The sequence below is a fragment of the Phenylobacterium sp. 58.2.17 genome (assembly GCF_026411515.1).
Lineage (GTDB): Bacteria > Pseudomonadota > Alphaproteobacteria > Caulobacterales > Caulobacteraceae > Phenylobacterium.
Genome location: NZ_JAPMTQ010000058.1, coordinates 1 through 17457, shown reverse-complemented (window position 1 = coordinate 17457; position 17457 = coordinate 1). Strand labels below are relative to the sequence as shown.

Annotated in this window: 21 protein-coding genes and 1 other RNA gene; 15 read left to right on the top strand and 7 right to left on the bottom strand. The window is 69.0% G+C overall.

What is annotated here, in order from left to right; translation table 11 throughout:
• On the bottom strand, positions 1-317 hold a 317-nt coding region (locus OUA97_RS21405), incomplete at its 3' end, for an iron-sulfur cluster assembly protein (protein ID WP_267234105.1).
• A gap of 269 nt (positions 318-586) precedes the next feature.
• On the opposite strand from OUA97_RS21405, the gene hflK reads away from it, so the two are divergent.
• The 5 genes from hflK (at position 587) to OUA97_RS23490 (ending at position 4268) form a co-directional block, all read left to right on the top strand.
• Positions 587-1621 carry an FtsH protease activity modulator HflK gene (hflK, locus tag OUA97_RS21400; protein WP_267234103.1) on the top strand — a complete coding sequence of 345 codons (1035 nt, stop codon included), beginning with the start codon at positions 587-589 and terminating at the stop codon, positions 1619-1621.
• On the top strand, positions 1618-2508 hold the full coding sequence (hflC, locus tag OUA97_RS21395) for a protease modulator HflC (protein ID WP_267234101.1): 891 nt from the start codon (positions 1618-1620) through the stop codon (positions 2506-2508). The genes hflK and hflC overlap by 4 nt, the downstream gene beginning before the upstream one ends.
• A 35-nt stretch (positions 2509-2543) precedes the next feature.
• Entirely contained in the window at positions 2544-3050 is a 507-nt protein-coding gene (locus OUA97_RS21390; RefSeq protein WP_267234099.1) for a GNAT family N-acetyltransferase, read from the top strand.
• Positions 3051-3195: 145 nt separating this feature from the next.
• Positions 3196-3852 (top strand): class I SAM-dependent methyltransferase, encoded by a 657-nt coding sequence (locus tag OUA97_RS21385; protein WP_267234097.1) that lies wholly within the window; start codon positions 3196-3198, stop codon positions 3850-3852.
• Entirely contained in the window at positions 3849-4268 is a 420-nt protein-coding gene (locus tag OUA97_RS23490) for a GFA family protein (RefSeq protein WP_416362451.1), read from the top strand. The genes OUA97_RS21385 and OUA97_RS23490 overlap by 4 nt, the downstream gene beginning before the upstream one ends.
• Before the next feature lie 416 nt (positions 4269-4684).
• Here OUA97_RS23490 and OUA97_RS21380 read toward each other — a convergent pair whose 3' ends face one another.
• Together OUA97_RS21380 and OUA97_RS21375 are read right to left on the bottom strand one after the other, a co-directional pair.
• Positions 4685-5362: a class I SAM-dependent methyltransferase gene (locus OUA97_RS21380; RefSeq protein ID WP_267234095.1), complete on the bottom strand. Its 678-nt coding sequence runs from the start codon at positions 5360-5362 to the stop codon at positions 4685-4687.
• 33 nt (positions 5363-5395) lie between these two features.
• Positions 5396-5524, bottom strand: a complete 129-nt coding sequence (locus OUA97_RS21375) for a hypothetical protein (protein WP_267234093.1) — start codon at positions 5522-5524, stop codon at positions 5396-5398.
• A 285-nt stretch (positions 5525-5809) separates the two neighbouring features.
• On the opposite strand from OUA97_RS21375, the gene OUA97_RS21370 reads away from it, so the two are divergent.
• Positions 5810-6613 (top strand): S1C family serine protease, encoded by an 804-nt coding sequence (locus OUA97_RS21370; protein WP_267234092.1) that lies wholly within the window; start codon positions 5810-5812, stop codon positions 6611-6613.
• A gap of 108 nt (positions 6614-6721) precedes the next feature.
• Here the strand turns inward: OUA97_RS21370 and OUA97_RS21365 are convergent, their stop codons facing one another.
• Positions 6722-7396 (bottom strand): HAD family hydrolase, encoded by a 675-nt coding sequence (locus tag OUA97_RS21365; protein WP_267234091.1) that lies wholly within the window; start codon positions 7394-7396, stop codon positions 6722-6724.
• Positions 7397-7445: 49 nt separating this feature from the next.
• The gene (serB, locus tag OUA97_RS21360) at positions 7446-8339 is read right to left on the bottom strand and encodes a phosphoserine phosphatase SerB (protein ID WP_267234089.1); all 894 of its coding nucleotides are present in this window, start codon (positions 8337-8339) and stop codon (positions 7446-7448) included.
• Between serB and miaA the strand changes: the two genes are divergently transcribed.
• From miaA to OUA97_RS21340, 4 genes are all read left to right on the top strand, one after another.
• The gene (gene miaA, locus OUA97_RS21355; RefSeq protein WP_267234087.1) at positions 8338-9267 is read left to right on the top strand and encodes a tRNA (adenosine(37)-N6)-dimethylallyltransferase MiaA; all 930 of its coding nucleotides are present in this window, start codon (positions 8338-8340) and stop codon (positions 9265-9267) included. The genes serB and miaA overlap by 2 nt on opposite strands.
• Positions 9268-9437: 170 nt before the next feature.
• The gene (locus tag OUA97_RS21350; protein ID WP_267234086.1) at positions 9438-11234 is read left to right on the top strand and encodes an acetolactate synthase 3 large subunit; all 1797 of its coding nucleotides are present in this window, start codon (positions 9438-9440) and stop codon (positions 11232-11234) included.
• 307 nt (positions 11235-11541) lie between these two features.
• Positions 11542-12090 carry an acetolactate synthase small subunit gene (gene ilvN, locus OUA97_RS21345; RefSeq protein WP_267234085.1) on the top strand — a complete coding sequence of 183 codons (549 nt, stop codon included), beginning with the start codon at positions 11542-11544 and terminating at the stop codon, positions 12088-12090.
• Positions 12091-12103: 13 nt separating this feature from the next.
• On the top strand, positions 12104-12991 hold the full coding sequence (locus OUA97_RS21340) for a hypothetical protein (RefSeq protein WP_267234084.1): 888 nt from the start codon (positions 12104-12106) through the stop codon (positions 12989-12991).
• Here the strand turns inward: OUA97_RS21340 and OUA97_RS21335 are convergent.
• Positions 12975-13646 (bottom strand): aquaporin, encoded by a 672-nt coding sequence (locus OUA97_RS21335; protein ID WP_267234106.1) that lies wholly within the window; start codon positions 13644-13646, stop codon positions 12975-12977. The genes OUA97_RS21340 and OUA97_RS21335 overlap by 17 nt on opposite strands.
• A gap of 225 nt (positions 13647-13871) precedes the next feature.
• On the opposite strand from OUA97_RS21335, the gene OUA97_RS21330 reads away from it, so the two are divergent.
• Entirely contained in the window at positions 13872-14312 is a 441-nt protein-coding gene (locus tag OUA97_RS21330; protein WP_267234083.1) for a universal stress protein, read from the top strand.
• Here the strand turns inward: OUA97_RS21330 and OUA97_RS21325 are convergent.
• The gene (locus OUA97_RS21325; protein ID WP_267234081.1) at positions 14309-14875 is read right to left on the bottom strand and encodes an inner membrane-spanning protein YciB; all 567 of its coding nucleotides are present in this window, start codon (positions 14873-14875) and stop codon (positions 14309-14311) included. The two genes, OUA97_RS21330 and OUA97_RS21325, sit on opposite strands and share 4 nt — an antisense overlap.
• Positions 14876-15028: 153 nt before the next feature.
• Between OUA97_RS21325 and ssrA the strand changes: the two genes are divergently transcribed.
• The 4 genes from ssrA (at position 15029) to OUA97_RS21305 (ending at position 17234) form a co-directional block, all read left to right on the top strand.
• Positions 15029-15393: a transfer-messenger RNA gene (gene ssrA, locus OUA97_RS21320) on the top strand.
• Positions 15394-15501: 108 nt separating this feature from the next.
• Positions 15502-15984 carry an SspB family protein gene (locus OUA97_RS21315; RefSeq protein ID WP_267234079.1) on the top strand — a complete coding sequence of 161 codons (483 nt, stop codon included), beginning with the start codon at positions 15502-15504 and terminating at the stop codon, positions 15982-15984.
• Positions 15985-15994: 10 nt separating this feature from the next.
• Positions 15995-16462: a PaaI family thioesterase gene (locus OUA97_RS21310; RefSeq protein WP_267234077.1), complete on the top strand. Its 468-nt coding sequence runs from the start codon at positions 15995-15997 to the stop codon at positions 16460-16462.
• A gap of 1 nt (position 16463) precedes the next feature.
• Complete coding sequence (locus OUA97_RS21305; RefSeq protein ID WP_267234075.1) at positions 16464-17234, top strand: C13 family peptidase; 771 nt, start codon at positions 16464-16466, stop codon at positions 17232-17234.
• The last annotated feature ends 223 nt before the right edge of the window (positions 17235-17457 follow it).

Below are 17457 nucleotides of genomic sequence, written 5' to 3'. Positions count from 1 at the left end.
TCCTGGGCCACGCGCGCGCCCTTGCGCACGCGGGTGACGCCGTCGGCCGGGGGCGCGGCGGCATGCTCGGCGGTCAGCACCACCTGCGCCTTTTCCACGCCGGGCAGCGCCGCCAGCACCTCCTGGGCGGCGTCGCGCACCGGCGCGTAGAGCGCCGTTTCGCTGGCCGGCACCTCGAGCATGAAGCCGGCGCGCCCGCGCCCGACCGTCAGCCCACGGACGAGCCCAGCGCTCGTCAATCCCTTGCCGGTCTTCGGATCGAGGACGCGATCGAGCGCTTTCAGGACGCTGTCGCGGTCGGGGATTGTCGGCTCCATACGGCCCTTTGACTTGCTTTAACCGGTGTTGGGCCACATATCCGGCTCACAGCGCCGGTTTACAAGCCCATGCACGGGCCAACGACGCGGCCGCGCCGAAACGAGAGCAAGACGACGCGACCATGCCTTGGAACGACAACGCGAACCCCGGCCCTTGGGGCGCGCCGCCGCCCAACGAAGGGAACGGCGACAAAAAACCTGGCCCCCGCCGCCCGCTGGGCGGCGGCGGCGGCGGTCCTCGCGGCCCGCGCCGCCCTGAAGGTCCCGAATTGAACGCCGCCTTTGAGCGGCTGCAGCGACAGTTGCGCGACTTCTTCGGCGGTCCGGGCGGCGACGGCGTGCGTCCTGCCGCGGTCGCGGCGGTGGCTGGGGTCGGCGTCGGTCTGTGGGCGCTGTCGGGCGTCTACATCGTCCAACCCAACGAACAGGCCGTGGTCACCACCTTCGGCGCCTATTCGCGCTCCGAGGCGCCTGGCATCCGCTACCATCTCCCCGCCCCCATCGAGCGGGTCGAGAAGGTGCCGGTCACCACCCTGAACCGCATCGACATCGGCGGGGTGGGCGACGCCAAGGTCCCCGAGGAAAGCCTGATGCTGACCGGCGACGAGAATATCGTCGACCTGAACTTCAGCGTCACCTGGCGCGTCGCCGACGCCAGCAAGTACGTGTTCACGCTGCGCGACCCCGACGCCTCGGTGAAGGCCGCCGCCGAAAGCGCCATGCGCGAGGTGGTCGGCAAGTCCGACCTGCAGCCGATCCTCACCACCGGCCGCGGCCAGGTCCAGGCCCAGACCGCTGAACTGATGCAGAAGACCCTGGATTCCTGGGGCGCGGGCATCAGCGTCGTCGAAGTCCAGATCCGCTCGGCCAACCCGCCGCAGGAGGTCGCCGCGGCCTTCCGCGACGTGAACAGCGCCGGCCAGGACCAGGAGTCGGCCCGCAACGAGGCCAACACCTACCGCAACCGCGTGGTCAACGAAGCCAAGGGTGACGCGGCCAAGCTGGTCCAGTCCGCCGAGGGCTATCGCGAACAGGCCGTGCGCGAAGCGACCGGCGACGTCGCCCGCTTCAACCAGATCTACAACGAGTACCGCCGCGCTCCGGGCGTGACCAAGGACCGCCTCTACATCGAGACCATGGAACGCGTGCTGGCCAAGTCGAACAAGGTCGTCATCGACGGCAAGGGCGCGAGCGCGCCGATCATCCTGCCGCCCGACGTGTTCCGGCCGCGCACCCAGCCTGCGCCGTCCGGTACGGAGCCCGCTCCGCCCACGGTCGCGCCGTCGACGGGAGCCGCCCGATGAACCGCAGCCTTCCCGTTCTCGGCATCCTGCTGGCCGGCGCGCTGATCGTCCTGTCGCAGACCTTCTTCATCGTCGACCAGCGCAAGCAGGCGGTGATCGTGCGCCTGGGTGAGCCCGTGCGCGTCATCAACGCCCCCGGCGATCCGGGCCCCGGCCTGAAGATCAAGGTCCCGTTCGTCGAGAACGTGGTCATGTTCGACAAGCGCAACCTCGCCATCGAGGCCGCCCAGGAAGAAATCACCGCCTCCGACCAGCAGCGCCTGGTGGTCGACGCCTTCGTCCGCTACCGCATCTCCAACCCGCTGCTCTACTACCGCACCCTGCGCGACGAGCAGACCGCCAGCGACCGCATCGAGCGGCTGGTGAACTCGTCGCTGCGCCAGGTGCTCGGCACCGCGACCTCGACCGAGATCATCTCCGGCCGCCGCGAAGCGCTGCTGGCCCAGACCAAGAAGGACGTCGTCGCCCGCGCCGCCGCCTCGCGCCTCGGCATCCAGATCATCGACATCCGCATCAAGCGCGCCGACTACCCGCCGCAGATCCAGGAGTCGGTCTATCGCCGGATGCAGACCAGCCGCCAGCAGGAAGCCGCCCGCATCCGCGCCCAGGGCGAGCAGGAAAAGCGCGAGATCATCGCCGGCGCCGACAAGGAAGTGGCCATCACCCTGGCCACCGCCCGCGAGCAGGCCGAGACCACTCGAGGCGAGGGCGACGCCGTCCGTACGCGCCTCTTCGCCCAGGGCTTCGGCAAGGACCCGGCCTTCGCCTCGTTCTACCGTTCGATGCAGGCCTACGAGGCCTCGCTCGGCCAGGGCGACACGACGATGGTGCTCTCGCCCGACAGCGCCTTCTTCAAGTACTTCGAGCGCGGTCCTAACGCCCGCTGATGGCGCCGCGCCTCGTTCGGCCAGACCTCGCGTACATGCCCTCCTTCGTGGCGGCGTTGCGCGAGGGCTACGCCCGCGACACCCTCCGCCCGGAAACGCCGCAGAGCATCGCAGAGGTGGCCGGCGATCCGGCCGCCTTCGTCGCCGGCCAACTCGCCCCGCCGACCAGCGTCACCCTGCCCGACGGCAGCCAGGGCCCGGCCGTCCCCTACACGGTGCTCTGGTACGTCGAAGGCGAGGAATTCCTCGGCTCGCTGCACATCCGCCATCACCTGAACGCCAACCTGGAAAAGGTTGGCGGCCACGTCGGCTACGCCGTGCGCCCCTCGGCCCGGGGCCGGGGCCACGCCAGCGCCATCCTCGCCGCCGGCCTGGACTACATCCGCGCCAACCTCGACCTCGAGCGGGTGCTGCTGACCGTCAACGCCCAGAACCCGGCGTCCATCCGCGTCATCGAAAAGAACGGCGGCGTCCACACCGCCTCGATCCCGCACATCTGGATCCCCGGCGACACCGCCCTGCACTACTGGATCGCGCTCTAGCGCCCAGGCAGCTCCCACGGCGCCGCCTTACGCGTCGCCTCAGACAGTCGTAGAATCCCAAACTTACTCGAACGGGCGTGCGCCGTTGCCTTGCGCCTCGCCGCCACCTAGCGTCGAGGCCCCGGCGGACATCCGAGCGAACTCCATGGACTGGAAAGTCTGGCATGAGAAGTACGACGATCCCGCCTCGCCGATGACGAGACGGCTGAGGATCGTCCAAGGGTTGGTGCGAGACGCTCTGGACCGGAGCCCGCCCGGCCAACTCCGGGTGATCAGCCTGTGCGCAGGCCAGGGGCGGGACGTGCTCGAAGTGCTCGCAGACCATCCGCGCCGCAAGGATGTTCAAGTCCGTCTGGTGGAACTCGACGAGGGCAATTGCGAGCTTGCCGAGGCGGCGGCGCAAGCGAGCGGGCTATCTCAGGTGGAGGTCGTCGCCGCGGACGCTTCGCGCAGCGAGAACTACGACGGCATGACGCCCGCCGACCTGGTGCTGATCTGCGGGCTGTTCGGCAATATCAGCGACGCCGATATCGAGCGGGTCGTGGCGACTTGTCCTCAATTTTGCAGGACGGGGGGCCGAGTCATCTGGACGCGCAATCGTCGGGCGCCGGACCGCGTGGGGCGGATTTGCGTGTGGTTCGAGGGCCGCGGCTTCGAGCGGGAACGGCTGTCTGACGAGAGCCTCGAATTCGGCGTCGGCATGCATCGCTTCGCCGGAACGCCTGAACCTTTGGCCCTGGGCCGCCGCCTGTTCTCATTCATCGGATACGACCGTCTTCCGGACGAAGCCGACCCGTCATGACGGTTCGAACTGCGCGATGTGCGTGTCAGGCGTGCGAAGTCGAGGTTGAGGGCGAGCCGGTCAGCAGCGGGCTCTGTAGCTGCGACAATTGCAAACGGCGTACGGGTGCGCCGTTCGGATGGTCGGTCTACTTCCACGATGAACAGGTCGGTCGGGTGGAAGGTCCGTTGGCGATCCTCGACGGCGTCGGCAAACGCTGGCTTTGCTCAAGGTGCGGTTCGACCATCTATTGGCGGTCCTTCGGGGCGTGGAGACCCGGCCAGACAGGATTTGCGGGAGGCTGCTTCGCCGATCCGACGCTGCCGGTCCCCACCATTGCCGTAAGCTGCGCGCAAGGCATGCCGTGGATTGCGTACCCCGAGGGCTGCGCTGTGTTTGATGATATGCCTCCGGTCCCTCCCTCTTCGGCTCCGTGAGCGTCCGCAACGGGTCGATTTCGGTCACAAGCTTCGGCCCCGACAAGGGCGTATGCCTTCGCGTCCGAGAGCAGACCTCCCAAGCGTCGGCGACGGGTGGTGAGCGGACGTTCAACTACCTTTGAGGCCTCCAACGAGGATCAGCAGGGACATCGCCACGCCCCCGACCACCGTCCAAACGAGTAGTCCGCGGTATGAACCCCGTTGCGACCATTTATGAAAAGTTGCGCGGAGTGTCGCCCCTACAAAAGCGGCAGCGCAGACGATCATGAGCGTGTTCGCGGCATGCTGGAGCATACTCGACGCTAACCGCTTGGCCCTCTTCCGGGAAGCGGTCCTTCCGAGCGTCTCAGACGGGCGGAATCGGACCTAAGCATCATCACGCAAAGGCGACATCACCGCCTCGCTCCCCTCGATCATCCCGCACGCGCGCGCAGCACCGCGACCGCTTGGGTCGGATTGTCGGCCCGCCCGGGTACGATCTCCAGCACCTCGAACAGCGGCCCGGCCAGCGCCTTGAGATGCTCGGCGGTCGTCCAGGACGACAGGTAGTTCGAGCCTTCCATCGCGTCGTTCAGCACGATGAACGGCTCGCGCTCCAGTCGCCCGACGACCTCCGGCGGGCCCCGGGCGCCCGCATAGCCCTCGTCGTGGAAGGTCAGCAGCGCCAGGCCCCCGGGGCGCAGCACGCGGTGGACCTCCTCCAGCCAGGCGCGCACCGCCTTCTCGCGCAGGTGGGTCAGCACCGAGTACGCATAGACGAGGTCCTTGGACTTCGGCGCGAGCGGCGTCGGGGTCTTCAAGCCATTCAGCAGGTAGCGCCCCGGCAGGTGCGCGCTCGTCCAGTCGACCAGCCGCCGGTTGATGTCCGAGCCGGTGAACGCGCCGCCGCCAGCGATCACCTGCGGCGCCAGCCAGCGGGCGATCCGGCCGCAGCCGCAGCCCAGGTCCCAGACGTCCGCCGCCTTCCCGACGTCGACGCCGTGTTTGCCGGCCAGGCTGCTGAACATTGCGGCGTGTTCGCGTCCGCCCTCCGAGAACCACCGCCCGTCCGAGCTCGCCCCGACCAGCACCAGCAGCTCGGCCGGCGGCATCGGCAGGCCGTCGTCGAACGGCGGGGCCGGCGCCTAGGCCAGACGCCGCTCTTGGCGGCGATGCAGCACTCCGATCAGGCCGCTGACCTCCAGCGCCCGCTGCAGGTGCGGCCGCAGCCGCAGTCGAACCGCGGCCGGAACAAGTCTGGCGTAGAGCGTCATGGCGCTCGGCCTCCGCGCCTGGCCGACCAGCCCCCTTGGCCGCGTCCTGACCAAGGACGCCTTCAGTAACGCTGCAGTCGCCACCGCCGCAACTCCGGGTTGGGTGTGACAAGACTTGGTTGAAGATCCCCTTCAATCGAGGCCCTGCTCCGCCGGCTGGTCGAAACCTGGACAGATCCGCCGTGAAAGCGCCCCAAACTGCGGCCATCCGCAGCAGGCCCTAAAGGGAACCAAGCTGCGCCTTGGCCGCTTTCCGGCGACAGTACTTACGTCCGGAGCCCGCCTTTGCGCACTCAACAGCTTCTCTACGCCGCGGCCGGCGTGGTCATCTTCCTCATACTTCTGCTGATCGGCTGGGGCCTCAGCCACCGGGGCGACCAGGGCCCGGCGACGCGCGGCGCGACCAACTTCGTCGACGCGGTCCAACGCGCCCAGGCGGCGACCGTCATGCTCACCGTCTCCGGTTCCGACAGCCGGGGCGGCGGCGCGCCGATGCAGATGGGCTCGGGCTTCGTGGTCAGCGCCGATGGGCTGGTGGTCACCGCCGCCCATGTCACCGGCGGCCTGCCGGTGGTCAATCTGGTGTTCGCCGACGGCACGGTCGCCCGCGCCGAGCTGGCCGGCGCCAACGAGGCCGCCGATGTCGCCGTTTATCGCGCCACCCCCGGCCGCCAGCTCGCCGCGCTTAGCTTCGGCGACAGCAATCAGGTCAAGGCCGGCCAGCCGGTGGTGCTGATGGGAGCGCCCTACGGCCTGGTCGGCACCGCCACCTCGGGCATCATCTCGGCGGTGAACCGCCAGATCGGCGCGCCGATGGACGAGGACGATCCCTTCGCCGGCGCAGCCCTCAGCGGGCCGGTGAAGGCCTATCTGCAGACCGACGCGGCCCTGACCGCCGGCGGCTCCGGCGGCCCGCTGCTCAACAGCGCCGGCCAAGTGATCGGCATGGCCAGCGCGCGGGAGTCGCGCGGCGAGCCCGGCGCGGGCCTGGCCTTCGCCATCCCCGCCAATGTCGTGAAGTCGATCGTCGACGAGGTGAAGGCCGGGCCGCCCCCGGCCGCCGCGCCCGCCGATCCGGCTCGCCGCTAGACCCTTTCCGGTTCGGGTGGATCACCCGAACCGGATAAAAGGGTCTATCTTCAAAAATTGAGAGCGTGACGGCCGCTTCAACCGGCTTCCACTTGAAGCTGTCACGCTCTAGGCGAGCGTCCGCACCGACGCCACCAGCGTGCGCACCTCGTGCAGGTCGCCGGCGACGCGCACGCACAGCGCGTGCATCTCGTCGGTGGCCTCGAGGAGATCGGGAACCATGATGGTCATCATGCCGGCCGAGGCGGCGGCGCGCACGCCGTTGTGGCTGTCTTCCAGCGCCAGGCAGTCGGCGGGCTCAACGCCCAGCACCTCGGCGGCCCGCAGGTAGGGGTCAGGCGCCGGCTTGGCGTTGGCGTAGTCGCCGGCCGCCAGGATGGCGTGGAAACGCTCCAGCAGGCCGTGCCCGCCGATGTGATGGTTGACCGACTCGTGTCCGGACGAGGTGGCGATGGCGCGCGGCAAGGCCATTTCGTCCAGCAGATCGAGGATCTCGATCACCCCGGCCTTCAGCGCCACCTCGGCGGCGACCAGCTCGCGGAAGCGGGTGACCGAGGCGACCTTGAACGCTTCCGGGTCGAAGCCGGCGCCGAAATGGGTCTGCAGGATCGCCGCATTGGCCGGCCACGATAGACCGATCAGGCGCAGGAAAAGCTCGTTCGGGAACTCCAGCCCCTCGGCGACGGCTGTGGCCGTCATGGCCTCGCGATAGACGGACTCGGTGTCGACCAGCAGGCCGTCCATGTCGAAGATCACGGCCTTGGGGATGCGGGGCAAGCTCATGGCCCGGCTTCTAGCGCGCGGCGGCCATGAGCGGAATTCAAACCCGGCTTCAGTCCGTTACGAATTCCTCGGCCCGGTAGCCCTGGAAGTAGAGCAGCGCGGTCAGGTCGGCGCTGTCGACCTTGGCGTCGGCCTGGGCCGCGACGATCGGCTTGGCGCGGTAGGCGACGCCCAGGCCCGAGGCCTCGATCATCGCCAGGTCGTTGGCCCCGTCGCCGACCGCCAGGGTCTGGGTCATCTCGATCCCCATGCCGGCGGCCTCCTGCTTCAGCGCCGCCAGCTTGGCCTCACGGCCCAGGATCGGCTCGCCGACCGTGCCGGTCAGGGCCGCGCCGTCCTCGTTCAGGGTGTTGGCGCGGTTGGCTGCGAAGCCCGCCGCCTGCGCCACGCGCGAGGTAAAGAAGGTGAAGCCGCCCGAGACCAGCACCGCACGGCCGCCGTTGGCCGACATGGTGCGCACCAGGGTCCGCGCGCCGGGGTTCAGCCGCACGCGCTCGTCATAGGCCCGCTGCAGGTCGCCCAGCGGCAGCCCCTTCAGCATCCCGACCCGCTCGCGCAGCGCGCCCTCGAAATCCAGCTCTCCGCGCATGGCCCGCTCGGTGATTTCCGAGACCTTGTCCTTCACGCCGGCGAAGTCGGCCAGCTCGTCGATGCACTCGACGTTGATGATGGTCGAATCCATGTCCGCGACCAGCAGCCGCTTCCTGCGCCCGTCCCAGGGCTGCGCGCAGGCGTCGACGCCGGTTCCGGCCAGGGCCGCCTCGGCCGCGGCGCGGACCGCCGCGACATCGGCGCCTTCGACCAGCAGGTCGAGCGCGCCGGGCCCCAGCGTGCGGGGCTCCTTGACGCGGGCCTGCACGCCTGCGAGCGCTGGGGCCAGTGTGGCGAGCGCCTTCGCGGCGGCGTCTGAATCGGGACCGACAAGGGTAAGGGCGATCTGCATGGAGCCCCGCATCTGGCTGATCGCCGGGCCGACCGCAAGCGGCAAGTCCGCCCTGGCCCTGCGCCTGGCGCGCGAAATCGGGGCGGAGATCGTCAACGCCGACGCGCTGCAGCTCTACGCCGACCTGCGCCTGCTCACCGCCCGCCCCTCGCCGGAGGAAGAGGCCCAGGCCCCGCACCACCTGTTCGGAACCGTCGACGCCGCCGAAGGCTGGTCCGTCGGCCGCTGGCTGCGGGCCGCCGTCGCGCTGACCGGCGAGATCGCCGCCCGCGGGCGCCCGACCGTGATCGTCGGCGGCACCGGCCTCTATTTCCGCGCCCTCACCCATGGCCTGGCCGAGGTGCCCGACACTCCGCCGCAGATCCGGGTCCAGACCGCCGCCGAGTTCGAAGCCATGGGCGAGACCGCCTTCCGCCAACGGCTGGCCGGGGCCGACCCGGCCGCCGAGGCGCGTATCTCGCCGGCTGACCGCCAGCGCCTGACCAGAGCCTGGGAGGTGTTCGCCGCCACCGGGACCTCGCTCAGCGACTGGCAGGCGCGCACCGATCCGGCCATCGCGCCGGGAAGCTGGGCCGGCGTCGCGCTCGATCCGCCGCGGCAGGCGCTGTTCGACCGCTGCGACGCGCGGCTGCGGATCATGGTCGACCGCGGGGCGCTGGACGAGGTGGCCGCCCTCGCCGCCCGCGGGCTCGATCCCTCCCTGCCGGCCATGAAGGCGGTCGGCTATCGCGAACTGGCCGCCGCGCTCGCGGGCGAGGTCAGCCTCGCGGCAGGTTTGGAGAACGCCCAGCGCGAAACCCGCCGATACGCCAAGCGCCAGGCCACCTGGCTGCGCGGTCAGATGGCCGACTGGCCGCGCCTCGATGCCGTCGCCCATGAGGACCAATGGAGGCAGTTTATTGCGCTACACCCCGCCTTGACGGGCTGAACGGGGCATGTCATGACCTCGGCGACTTCATTTGGAGAACGCTCGTGCGTGAGCTTCTTGTATTCTCTGTGCGACCTCTCGCGGACTGACCACGTGTCAGACCGCTGAAGGTCGCTCGCCCAGGCCCCTTGAGGGCCTTTTTTATTGCCGAAAATCAAGGCCTTGCTGAAATGACAGCCCACCAGACGATAGCTGCCGAAACGACGATTGAGACCCTGACCGGCGCCGAGATCGTGGTCCGCGCCCTCATCGACCAGGGTGTCGAGGTGCTGTTCGGCTATCCGGGCGGAGCGGTGCTGCCGATCTACGATGCGCTGTTCGAAGAGAAGCGCCTCCAGCACGTGCTGGTCCGCCACGAGCAGGGCGCGACCCACATGGCCGAGGGCTACGCCCGCTCGACCGGCAAGCCGGGCGTCGTCCTGGTCACCTCGGGCCCGGGCGCGACCAACGCCATCACCGGCATCGTCGACGCCCTGATGGACTCGATCCCGATGGTCGTCTTCACCGGCCAGGTCGCCACCCACCTGATCGGCACCGACGCGTTCCAGGAGTGCGATACGATCGGCATCACCCGCCCGATCACCAAGCATAACTACCTGGTCAAGGACGTGGCCGACCTGCCGCGGATCATCCACGAGGCGTTCCACATCGCCACGTCCGGCCGCCCCGGCCCCGTCGTCATCGACATCCCCAAGGACGTCCAGTTCTCCAAGGGCGTCTACCAGGGCCCGACCGAGGTCACCCACGCGCACAACTACAACCCGCGCACCAAGGGCGAGCCGAACAAGATCGCCGACGCCGTGGCGCTGATCGCCGGCGCCCGCCGCCCGATCCTCTACACCGGCGGCGGCGTCATCAACGCCGGCCCGCGGGCGGCCGAGCTGCTGCGTGAGTTCGCCAAGCTGACCGGCGCGCCGGTGACCTCGACCCTGATGGGCCTGGGCGCCTTCCCGGCCTCGGATCCGGCGTGGCTGGGCATGGTCGGCATGCACGGCAGCTTCGAAAGCAACAACGCCATGCACGACTGCGACGTCATGGTGGCGATCGGCGCGCGGTTCGACGACCGGGTGACCGGCCGCCTGGACGCCTTCGCCCCGGGCTCGAAGAAGATCCACATCGACATCGACGCCTCGTCGATCAGCAAGAACGTCCGCGCCGACATCGGCATCGTCGGCGACGCCGCCAGCGTGCTGGAGGACCTGATCGCCGCCTGGAAGTCGCGCAACCTCTCGACCGACAAGGCCGCGCTCGACGACTGGTGGCGCCAGATCGAAGCCTGGCGCGCCCGCCAGTCGTTCCGCTATCGACCCGACGCCAAGCTGATCAAGCCGCAGTACGCGATCGAGCGCCTGTACGAGCTGACCAAGGACCGCGAGACCTACATCACCACCGAGGTCGGCCAGCATCAGATGTGGGCGGCCCAGTACTACCACTTCGACCAACCCAACCGCTGGATGACCTCCGGCGGCCTGGGCACCATGGGCTACGGACTGCCGGCCGCGGTCGGCGTGCAGATGGCCCACCCGGACGCCCTGGTCATCGACATCGCCGGCGACGCCTCGGTGCAGATGACCATGCAGGAAATCTCGACGGCCATTCAGTATGACCTGCCGATCAAGGTCTTCATCCTGAACAACGAATGGATGGGCATGGTCCGCCAGTGGCAGCAGCTGCTGCACGGCGAACGCTACAGCCACTCCTATTCGTCGAGCCTGCCGGACTTCGTGAAGATGGCCGAGGCGTTCGGCGGCGTCGGCATCCGGGCCGAGCATCCGGACGAGCTGGACGACAAGATCCGCGAGATGATCGCCAGCCCCAAGCCGGTGCTGTTCGACTGCCGGGTCACCAAGGAAGAGAACTGCTTCCCGATGATCCCGTCCGGCAAGGCCCACAACGAAATGATCATGGCCGAGGAGGCCCGCGACCTCGGCTCGATCATCGACGACGCCGGCAAGCGGCTGGTCTGACGAAAAGCGTCGGCGCCGAGGATCGCTCGGCGCCGACCGCCTCAGCCGTAGAAGAACCGCTCCTCGGCGATCTTGCCGGCCTTGCAGAGGGCGACCAGGTCGTTGGCGATGTCTTGGGCTCATGACTGTCCGCTCCAGGAGTTGAGACAGTCCGGGCGCAACGCCCGGGCGCGGCGCCCCGCCCACCAACCGCCGTTCCGCGCAAGCAAGATGTTCATGACTTGTTCACGCCCGCGCCCCAGTCGCGGCTTGCCCCCCGCTCGCGCATGTGACACGTGCTCGACGACCGACGTTTAGAGAGCCCCGCATGTCCGACGCCCAGCCCGCCTCCGTCTACGATCTCAGCCACGCCGAGGAAGCCGAGAACCTGGCCACCTTCGCGATCCTGGTCGAGAACGAGCCGGGCGTACTGCACCGGCTGGTCGGGCTGTTCGCGGCCCGCGGCTACAACATCGAGAGCCTGACCGTCGCCGAGACCGACCGCCGGGCCCACACCAGCCGGGTCACCATCGTCACCCGCGGCGCCCCGCACGTGCTCGAGCAGATCGAGGCCCAACTCGAGAAGATGGTCGCCACCCGCCACGTCCAGGACGTGACCCGCGACCCGAACGGCCTGGAGCGCGAACTGGCCCTGGTCAAGGTCAAGGGCACCGGCCCCGACCGCGTCGAGGCCCTGCGCATCGCCGACATCTTCCGAGCCAAGGTGCTCGACACCACCATCGACAGCTTCATCTTCGAACTGACCGGCGTCTCGTCGAAGATCGACAAGTTCGTCGAACTGATGCGCCCGCTGGGCCTGGTGGAACTGTCGCGCACCGGCGTGCTTTCCATCACCAGGGGCCCCGACGCCATGTAGGAAGGAGGATCGAATGGTCCGCATCGCGACCGTTCTCGTCCTCGCGCTCCTGCCCGCGCCGGCCCTGGCCCAATCGCCGGGCCAGGCCCCGCCGCCGCCTCACATCCTCGATTGGCCCTGGCCCGATCCCGACCCGAAGTCGTGGTGGGACGCTGCCCGGCCCAAACCCGACGAAGCGGCCGACCCGCTCGGCGGCCGTCGCCCAGGCCGGGGCGATCGGCCGCTGGTCGTCGCCAACGGCTATGATCCCCTGCTCTACCGCCTGTGGGGCCTGCCGCCGCTGCAGAACCAGCTGCTCCGGCCCGGCGAACTGATCGTCGAGATCGCGGTGCGGCCGGCGACCTCGGCGCGCCAGACCCTGGTGCGCGCCATCGTGCGGCGCGACGGCAAGGCCTTCATCCAGGCTCGCGCCGGGCTCGGCTGCTGCGAGCCCGGCATCGCCCGCCGCGTCGGCTTCGACGCCGAGGCGCCCGACGGTACGGCGGCGCGGCTGACCGCGCTGGCCCAGGATCCGCTCTGGAGTTCTCCGCGCGAGGTGCGGGTGGTCGACAGCGCCGGCGCGGCCGACGCGCTCTGTGTCGACGGCACCTCCTACGATCTGACCCTGGCCCAGCCCGGCCAGGTGCGCGCCGTCCGCCGCGCCTGCGATAGCGCCGAGATCGGTCAGGCGGCCGACGTGCTGGAGGCCGTGCTCGGCCTGGCGCTGGGCCATGAGCCGCGCATCGACGTGATCTATCCGGGCGGCGCGAACTACGCGTCGGCGCGCGAGGCCTATCGCGACCTGATCGCCGAGGGCGGCGCGTTGAGACCCGCGCCGAACGCCCGCCCCCAGCCGCCGAGCTTTACGGAGCCGCCGCCCGAGGACGAAGCGGCTCCGCCTCCGCCTAGCGCAGAACGTTGAGGCGGTAGAGCGCCCCGCCGATGATCGCCCCGATCGCCGGGGCGACGAAGAACAGCCAGAGCTGGGCGAGCGCCTGGCCGCCGACCAGCACCGCCGGCCCGAAGCTGCGCGCCGGGTTCACCGACACGCCGGTGACCTGGATGCCGACGATGTGGATGACGGCCAGCGTGATGCCGATGGCCAGGCCCGCGAAGCCGGCCGGCGCCGCGCTCGAGGTCGAGCCGAGGATCACGATGACGAACAGGGCGGTCATCACCACCTCGAAGATCAGCGCCGCCTGCATGCTGAACTCGCCGTTGTAGCCGGGCCCCCAGCCGTTTTGCCCCAGCCCGCCCGCCGTGCCGGCGATGGCCGCCAGGATGCCGGCCCCGACCAGCGCTCCCAGGAACTGCGCGATCCAGTAGAGCACGAGGTCGCGCGCGTTCATCCGCCCGGCCACGAACGCGGCCAGGCTGACCGCTGGGTTGACGTGGCAGCCCGAGATCGCGCCGATACCGTAGGCCATGGCGACGATGGCGAAGCCGAAGGCCAGGGCGATGCCGAGCTGGCCGACGTGCTCGCCGCCCAGAACCGCAGCCCCGCACCCGAAGAGCACAAGCGTCAGCGTACCGATGAATTCAGCTACGAATTTCTGCATGAGATGCCTCCGTTTGATTCGAGGCTAACCCATGGTTGAGGCTTGAGATAGCGCCACTCCGCGAACATCGTAACGCTCACTCAGAGTTGAGGGCGCCATGACTGACCGCGCCAAACTTGGCTGTTAGGCTGCACCGCCCGCGTGCAACCTATGTAGTTTCGCGGAATTGGAACTGCGGATCGCCCGCGCGAATATTCATTCAGGTCGCAACGAACGCGCCCCTGCCCCGTACATGGAGACAATATGTACAAGCACATCCTCATCTCCACCGACGGCTCCGAAACCGCCCAGAAGGGCGTCGATCAAGGGCTGGCCCTCGCCAAGGCGCTGGGTGCGCAGGTCACCCTGATCACCGTCACCGAGCCGTTCCCGGTCTATGCCAGCGCCGCCGGCGGCTGGATCCCCCCGGAGATGGGGAACTATGACGAGATCCAGAAGGAATTCGCCGACCGTGTGCTTGGCGGCGCGAAGGCTGCGGCCGACAAGGCCGGCGTGGCGGCCAAGACCCTGCATGTGCCCAACTCGCCGCCGGCCGAGGCCATCGTCGAGACCGCCAAGTCGCAAGGCGTCGACATGATCGTCATGGCCTCGCACGGCCGCCGCGGCCTGGGCCGCCTGATCCTGGGCAGCCAAACCTCCGAAGTGCTGACCCACGCCTCGGTCCCGGTGCTGGTGGTCCGCTAAACGCGGACTCCAGCCGCCGTGTTGCGCCGCGCCACCGACCTGAACAGCAGGTACTGCGCGGCGAACAGCACCAGCTTCGACCCCGGCGCCCAGAGCGACATGACGCCGGCGGTCAGCTTCGGGTCGGCCAGCAGGGTCAGGCCGAGGTTGAGCGCCCCGCTGACGAACATCAGCCCCGCCCAGGCGTATCCCGCCCCGTTCACATAGGACGCCGGGATCCGGCCCTGGGCGACCGGCGGCATGTAGCGGCCCATCCAGCCGCGCTCGAGCATCGCCGCCCCGATCGCCGCATAGACGACAGTCGCCTTGAACAGCACGAAGCGCGCGTCGTGGGTCATCAGCGTGGCCCCGCCCATGACCACCACCAGGGCCAACGCCGTCCACTGCATGGCCGCGATCTTGCGCCCGCGCAGTCTCATCACCACGACCTGGGAGACGCCCAGGGCCATGCCTACGCCAGTGGCGAGCGCGACGTCGCCGCTCGCGGCGAGAATGGCGTAGAAGACCAGGGTCGCGGCCATGTCGATCAGGATCGGGCGGGCGGCGTAGACGAGCGGGCTCACAGGCGGAAACTCCAGGTGTTGAAAGCGTGCGCAAAGCCTAGCGGCCGCACCCGCCGAACACCGAGCCCGCCCGCGCACAGTGCGCGGCGGTTCGCGAAATCAGCCTGACCGTTCGCGCTTCGCGAACGGTCATCCACCGTTCCGCAGCGGGAAGTCCTTCTAAAACCGGCCCGCCGCCCCTATATTGGCGATGTCGGGGTTCGCCCCGACTATGGAGATAAACGCGCACGTAATAAGCGGACTGGACCCGGGTGCGATTCCCGGCGGCTCCACCAAATCCTTCCTCGGCAGTTGTCGCCGGAAGCATGGGGCCGATCAGCATCGACAGACGTCTAAAGGTGTTGCTTTCTCTCGGCTTGGCCCACCGTTCCGGGCTTTAAACTAAATGCGAACGACAACTTCGCTGAAGAAGTCCGTCTGGCTGCGTAAGCGGTCCGATAGATTTCGACCTAAACTCCTAGCGTCTTAGCAGCGCTAGGCGGGGCCCGGAGGGGGCCTTGCAACAGAACCCCTCCACCTTCACTTCCACCACCCTGCGATTAGGCGCCGCCTGCGACGAGAGCCGCCTTGCGCGCCCACGCCGAAACGCTACCCTCCGCACCACGTTCAGTACCCCCGGAGTTTCGATGGCCCAGGACCCGCCGGCCCAAGACCAGATGCACTACGAAGCCATGGCCCAGGAGGCCCTGCGCGGCGTGGTGAAGGCCGCCTTGAAACGCGCTGCGGCGCCGGAAGGCCTGCCGGGCGCGCACCATTTCTACATCACGTTCAAGACCGAGGCGCCGGGCGTCTCCGGCCCCAACGACCTGCTGTCGAAATATCCTGACGAGATGACCATCGTCCTGCAGCACCAGTACTGGGACCTGGCGCCCGGCGAGACCTTCTTCTCGGTCACGCTGAAGTTCGGCGGCCAGCCCAAGCGCATGTCTGTGCCCTATGCGGCAGTGACCCGCTTCTATGATCCGAGCGTGCAGTTCCTGCTGCAGTTCGAAGCTCCGGCCGTGGCCACGACCCTGCCGGCGGCCGCCGAGCCGCCCGCGGCGCCGGCCGAGCCGGCTGATCCCAACGCCCCCAACGTCGTCTCGCTCGACACCTTCCGGAAGAAGTGACCGCGCCCAGATGACCGACGTCGTCGCCGAACCCGAAGCCCTGACGGACGAAGCCATCCTGGCGCGCTTCCAGCGCTCGAAGAACCAGCCCACCGGCTCCCAGACCCTGGGCTTCCGCATCGTCGCGGTCAGCCAGGCCGAGAAGTCGGTCGAGGTCGAATTCGAGGCCAAGCCCGAACTGCTGCTCAATCCGATGAAGCAGGTCCAGGGCGGCTATCTCTGTGCGATGTTGGACGAGTGCATGTCGGTGGCCTGCATGGTCGCCTCGGGCATGACCCACGTCGCCCCGACCGCCGAGATGAAGACCACCTTCTTCCGGCCGGCGGCGCCAGGAAAGCTCAAGGGGATCGGCAGGGTCGCCAAGTGGGGGCGCACCATCGCCTTCACGGAGGGCGAGCTCTACGACGCCGAGGGGCGGCTCCTGGCCAAGGCGACGGGGACCGCGGTGCCCACGCCGTTCCAGCGGTACAAGAGCTGACATGTTGAAACGCGCTGGCATCGTCGGCGCGTTTTTCATTTGGGCCGTGGCCATGGCCGCCCCGGCCCAGGCCGGACCGTTCGGCGACTGGGCCGCCGTCGTCGTCGCGGGCGACTTCCACGGCAGCGGCGGCGGCCCGACCGAGGCGTTCGACAACGCCCGCCGCGACGTCTCCAGGGAACTGCAGCGGCTCGGCTTTTCGCGCGACAACATTGTCCAGTTCTCGGTGCGGCCGGAGCGCTACAAGGATCGGCCGCTGAAATCGGACACCCTGGCGATCTACCGCTCGCTGAACGACCTGTCGTCCAGGGCCAAGTCCGGTTGCCTGGTCTACTTCACCTCGCACGGGGCGCGGCAGGGCGTGGTGGTCGACCAGCAGATCCTGACCCCGGGCCTGCTGGCGCGGATCCTCGACGCGACTTGCCGCAATCGCCCGACCGTTGTGATCGTGTCGGCCTGCTTTTCGGGAGTCTTCGTCCGCCCGCTGGCCCAGCCGAACCGGATGATCCTGACCGCCGCTCGACCGGACCGCACCTCGTTCGGCTGCGGCGAGGACAACGTCTATCCGTTCTTCGATGACTGCGTGCTGAAGTCGAGCCCAGCGGTCCGCGACTTCGCCGCCCTGGCCAGCGCGGTGAAGAGCTGCGTGGCTTTGCGCGAGATCGCCGAGGGCATGGCGCCGCCCTCCGAGCCCCAGATCTGGATCGGCGGCGAACTGCGCCCGATGCTGCCGCTCTACGCCTTTCCCACCGGCCCGCCGGGCGGCGACTGAACACTGATCCACGGCCGGATCGTCGCAGGCTGCAACCGCTCTAGCGCCCCGCGCGCCAGGCGCCCTACAAGTGGAGTCGTGGGGCAACAGGGGCCAGCGGGTAATCATCCATGCGTTTGATGTTCAAGGCCGTCTTCGCCGCCGCCTTCGCCTGCGCGGCGAGCGCCGCGGCGGCCCAGGAGACGAGCCCGGCGCCCCCGGCCTCGCCGTCCGCGGCCAGCCC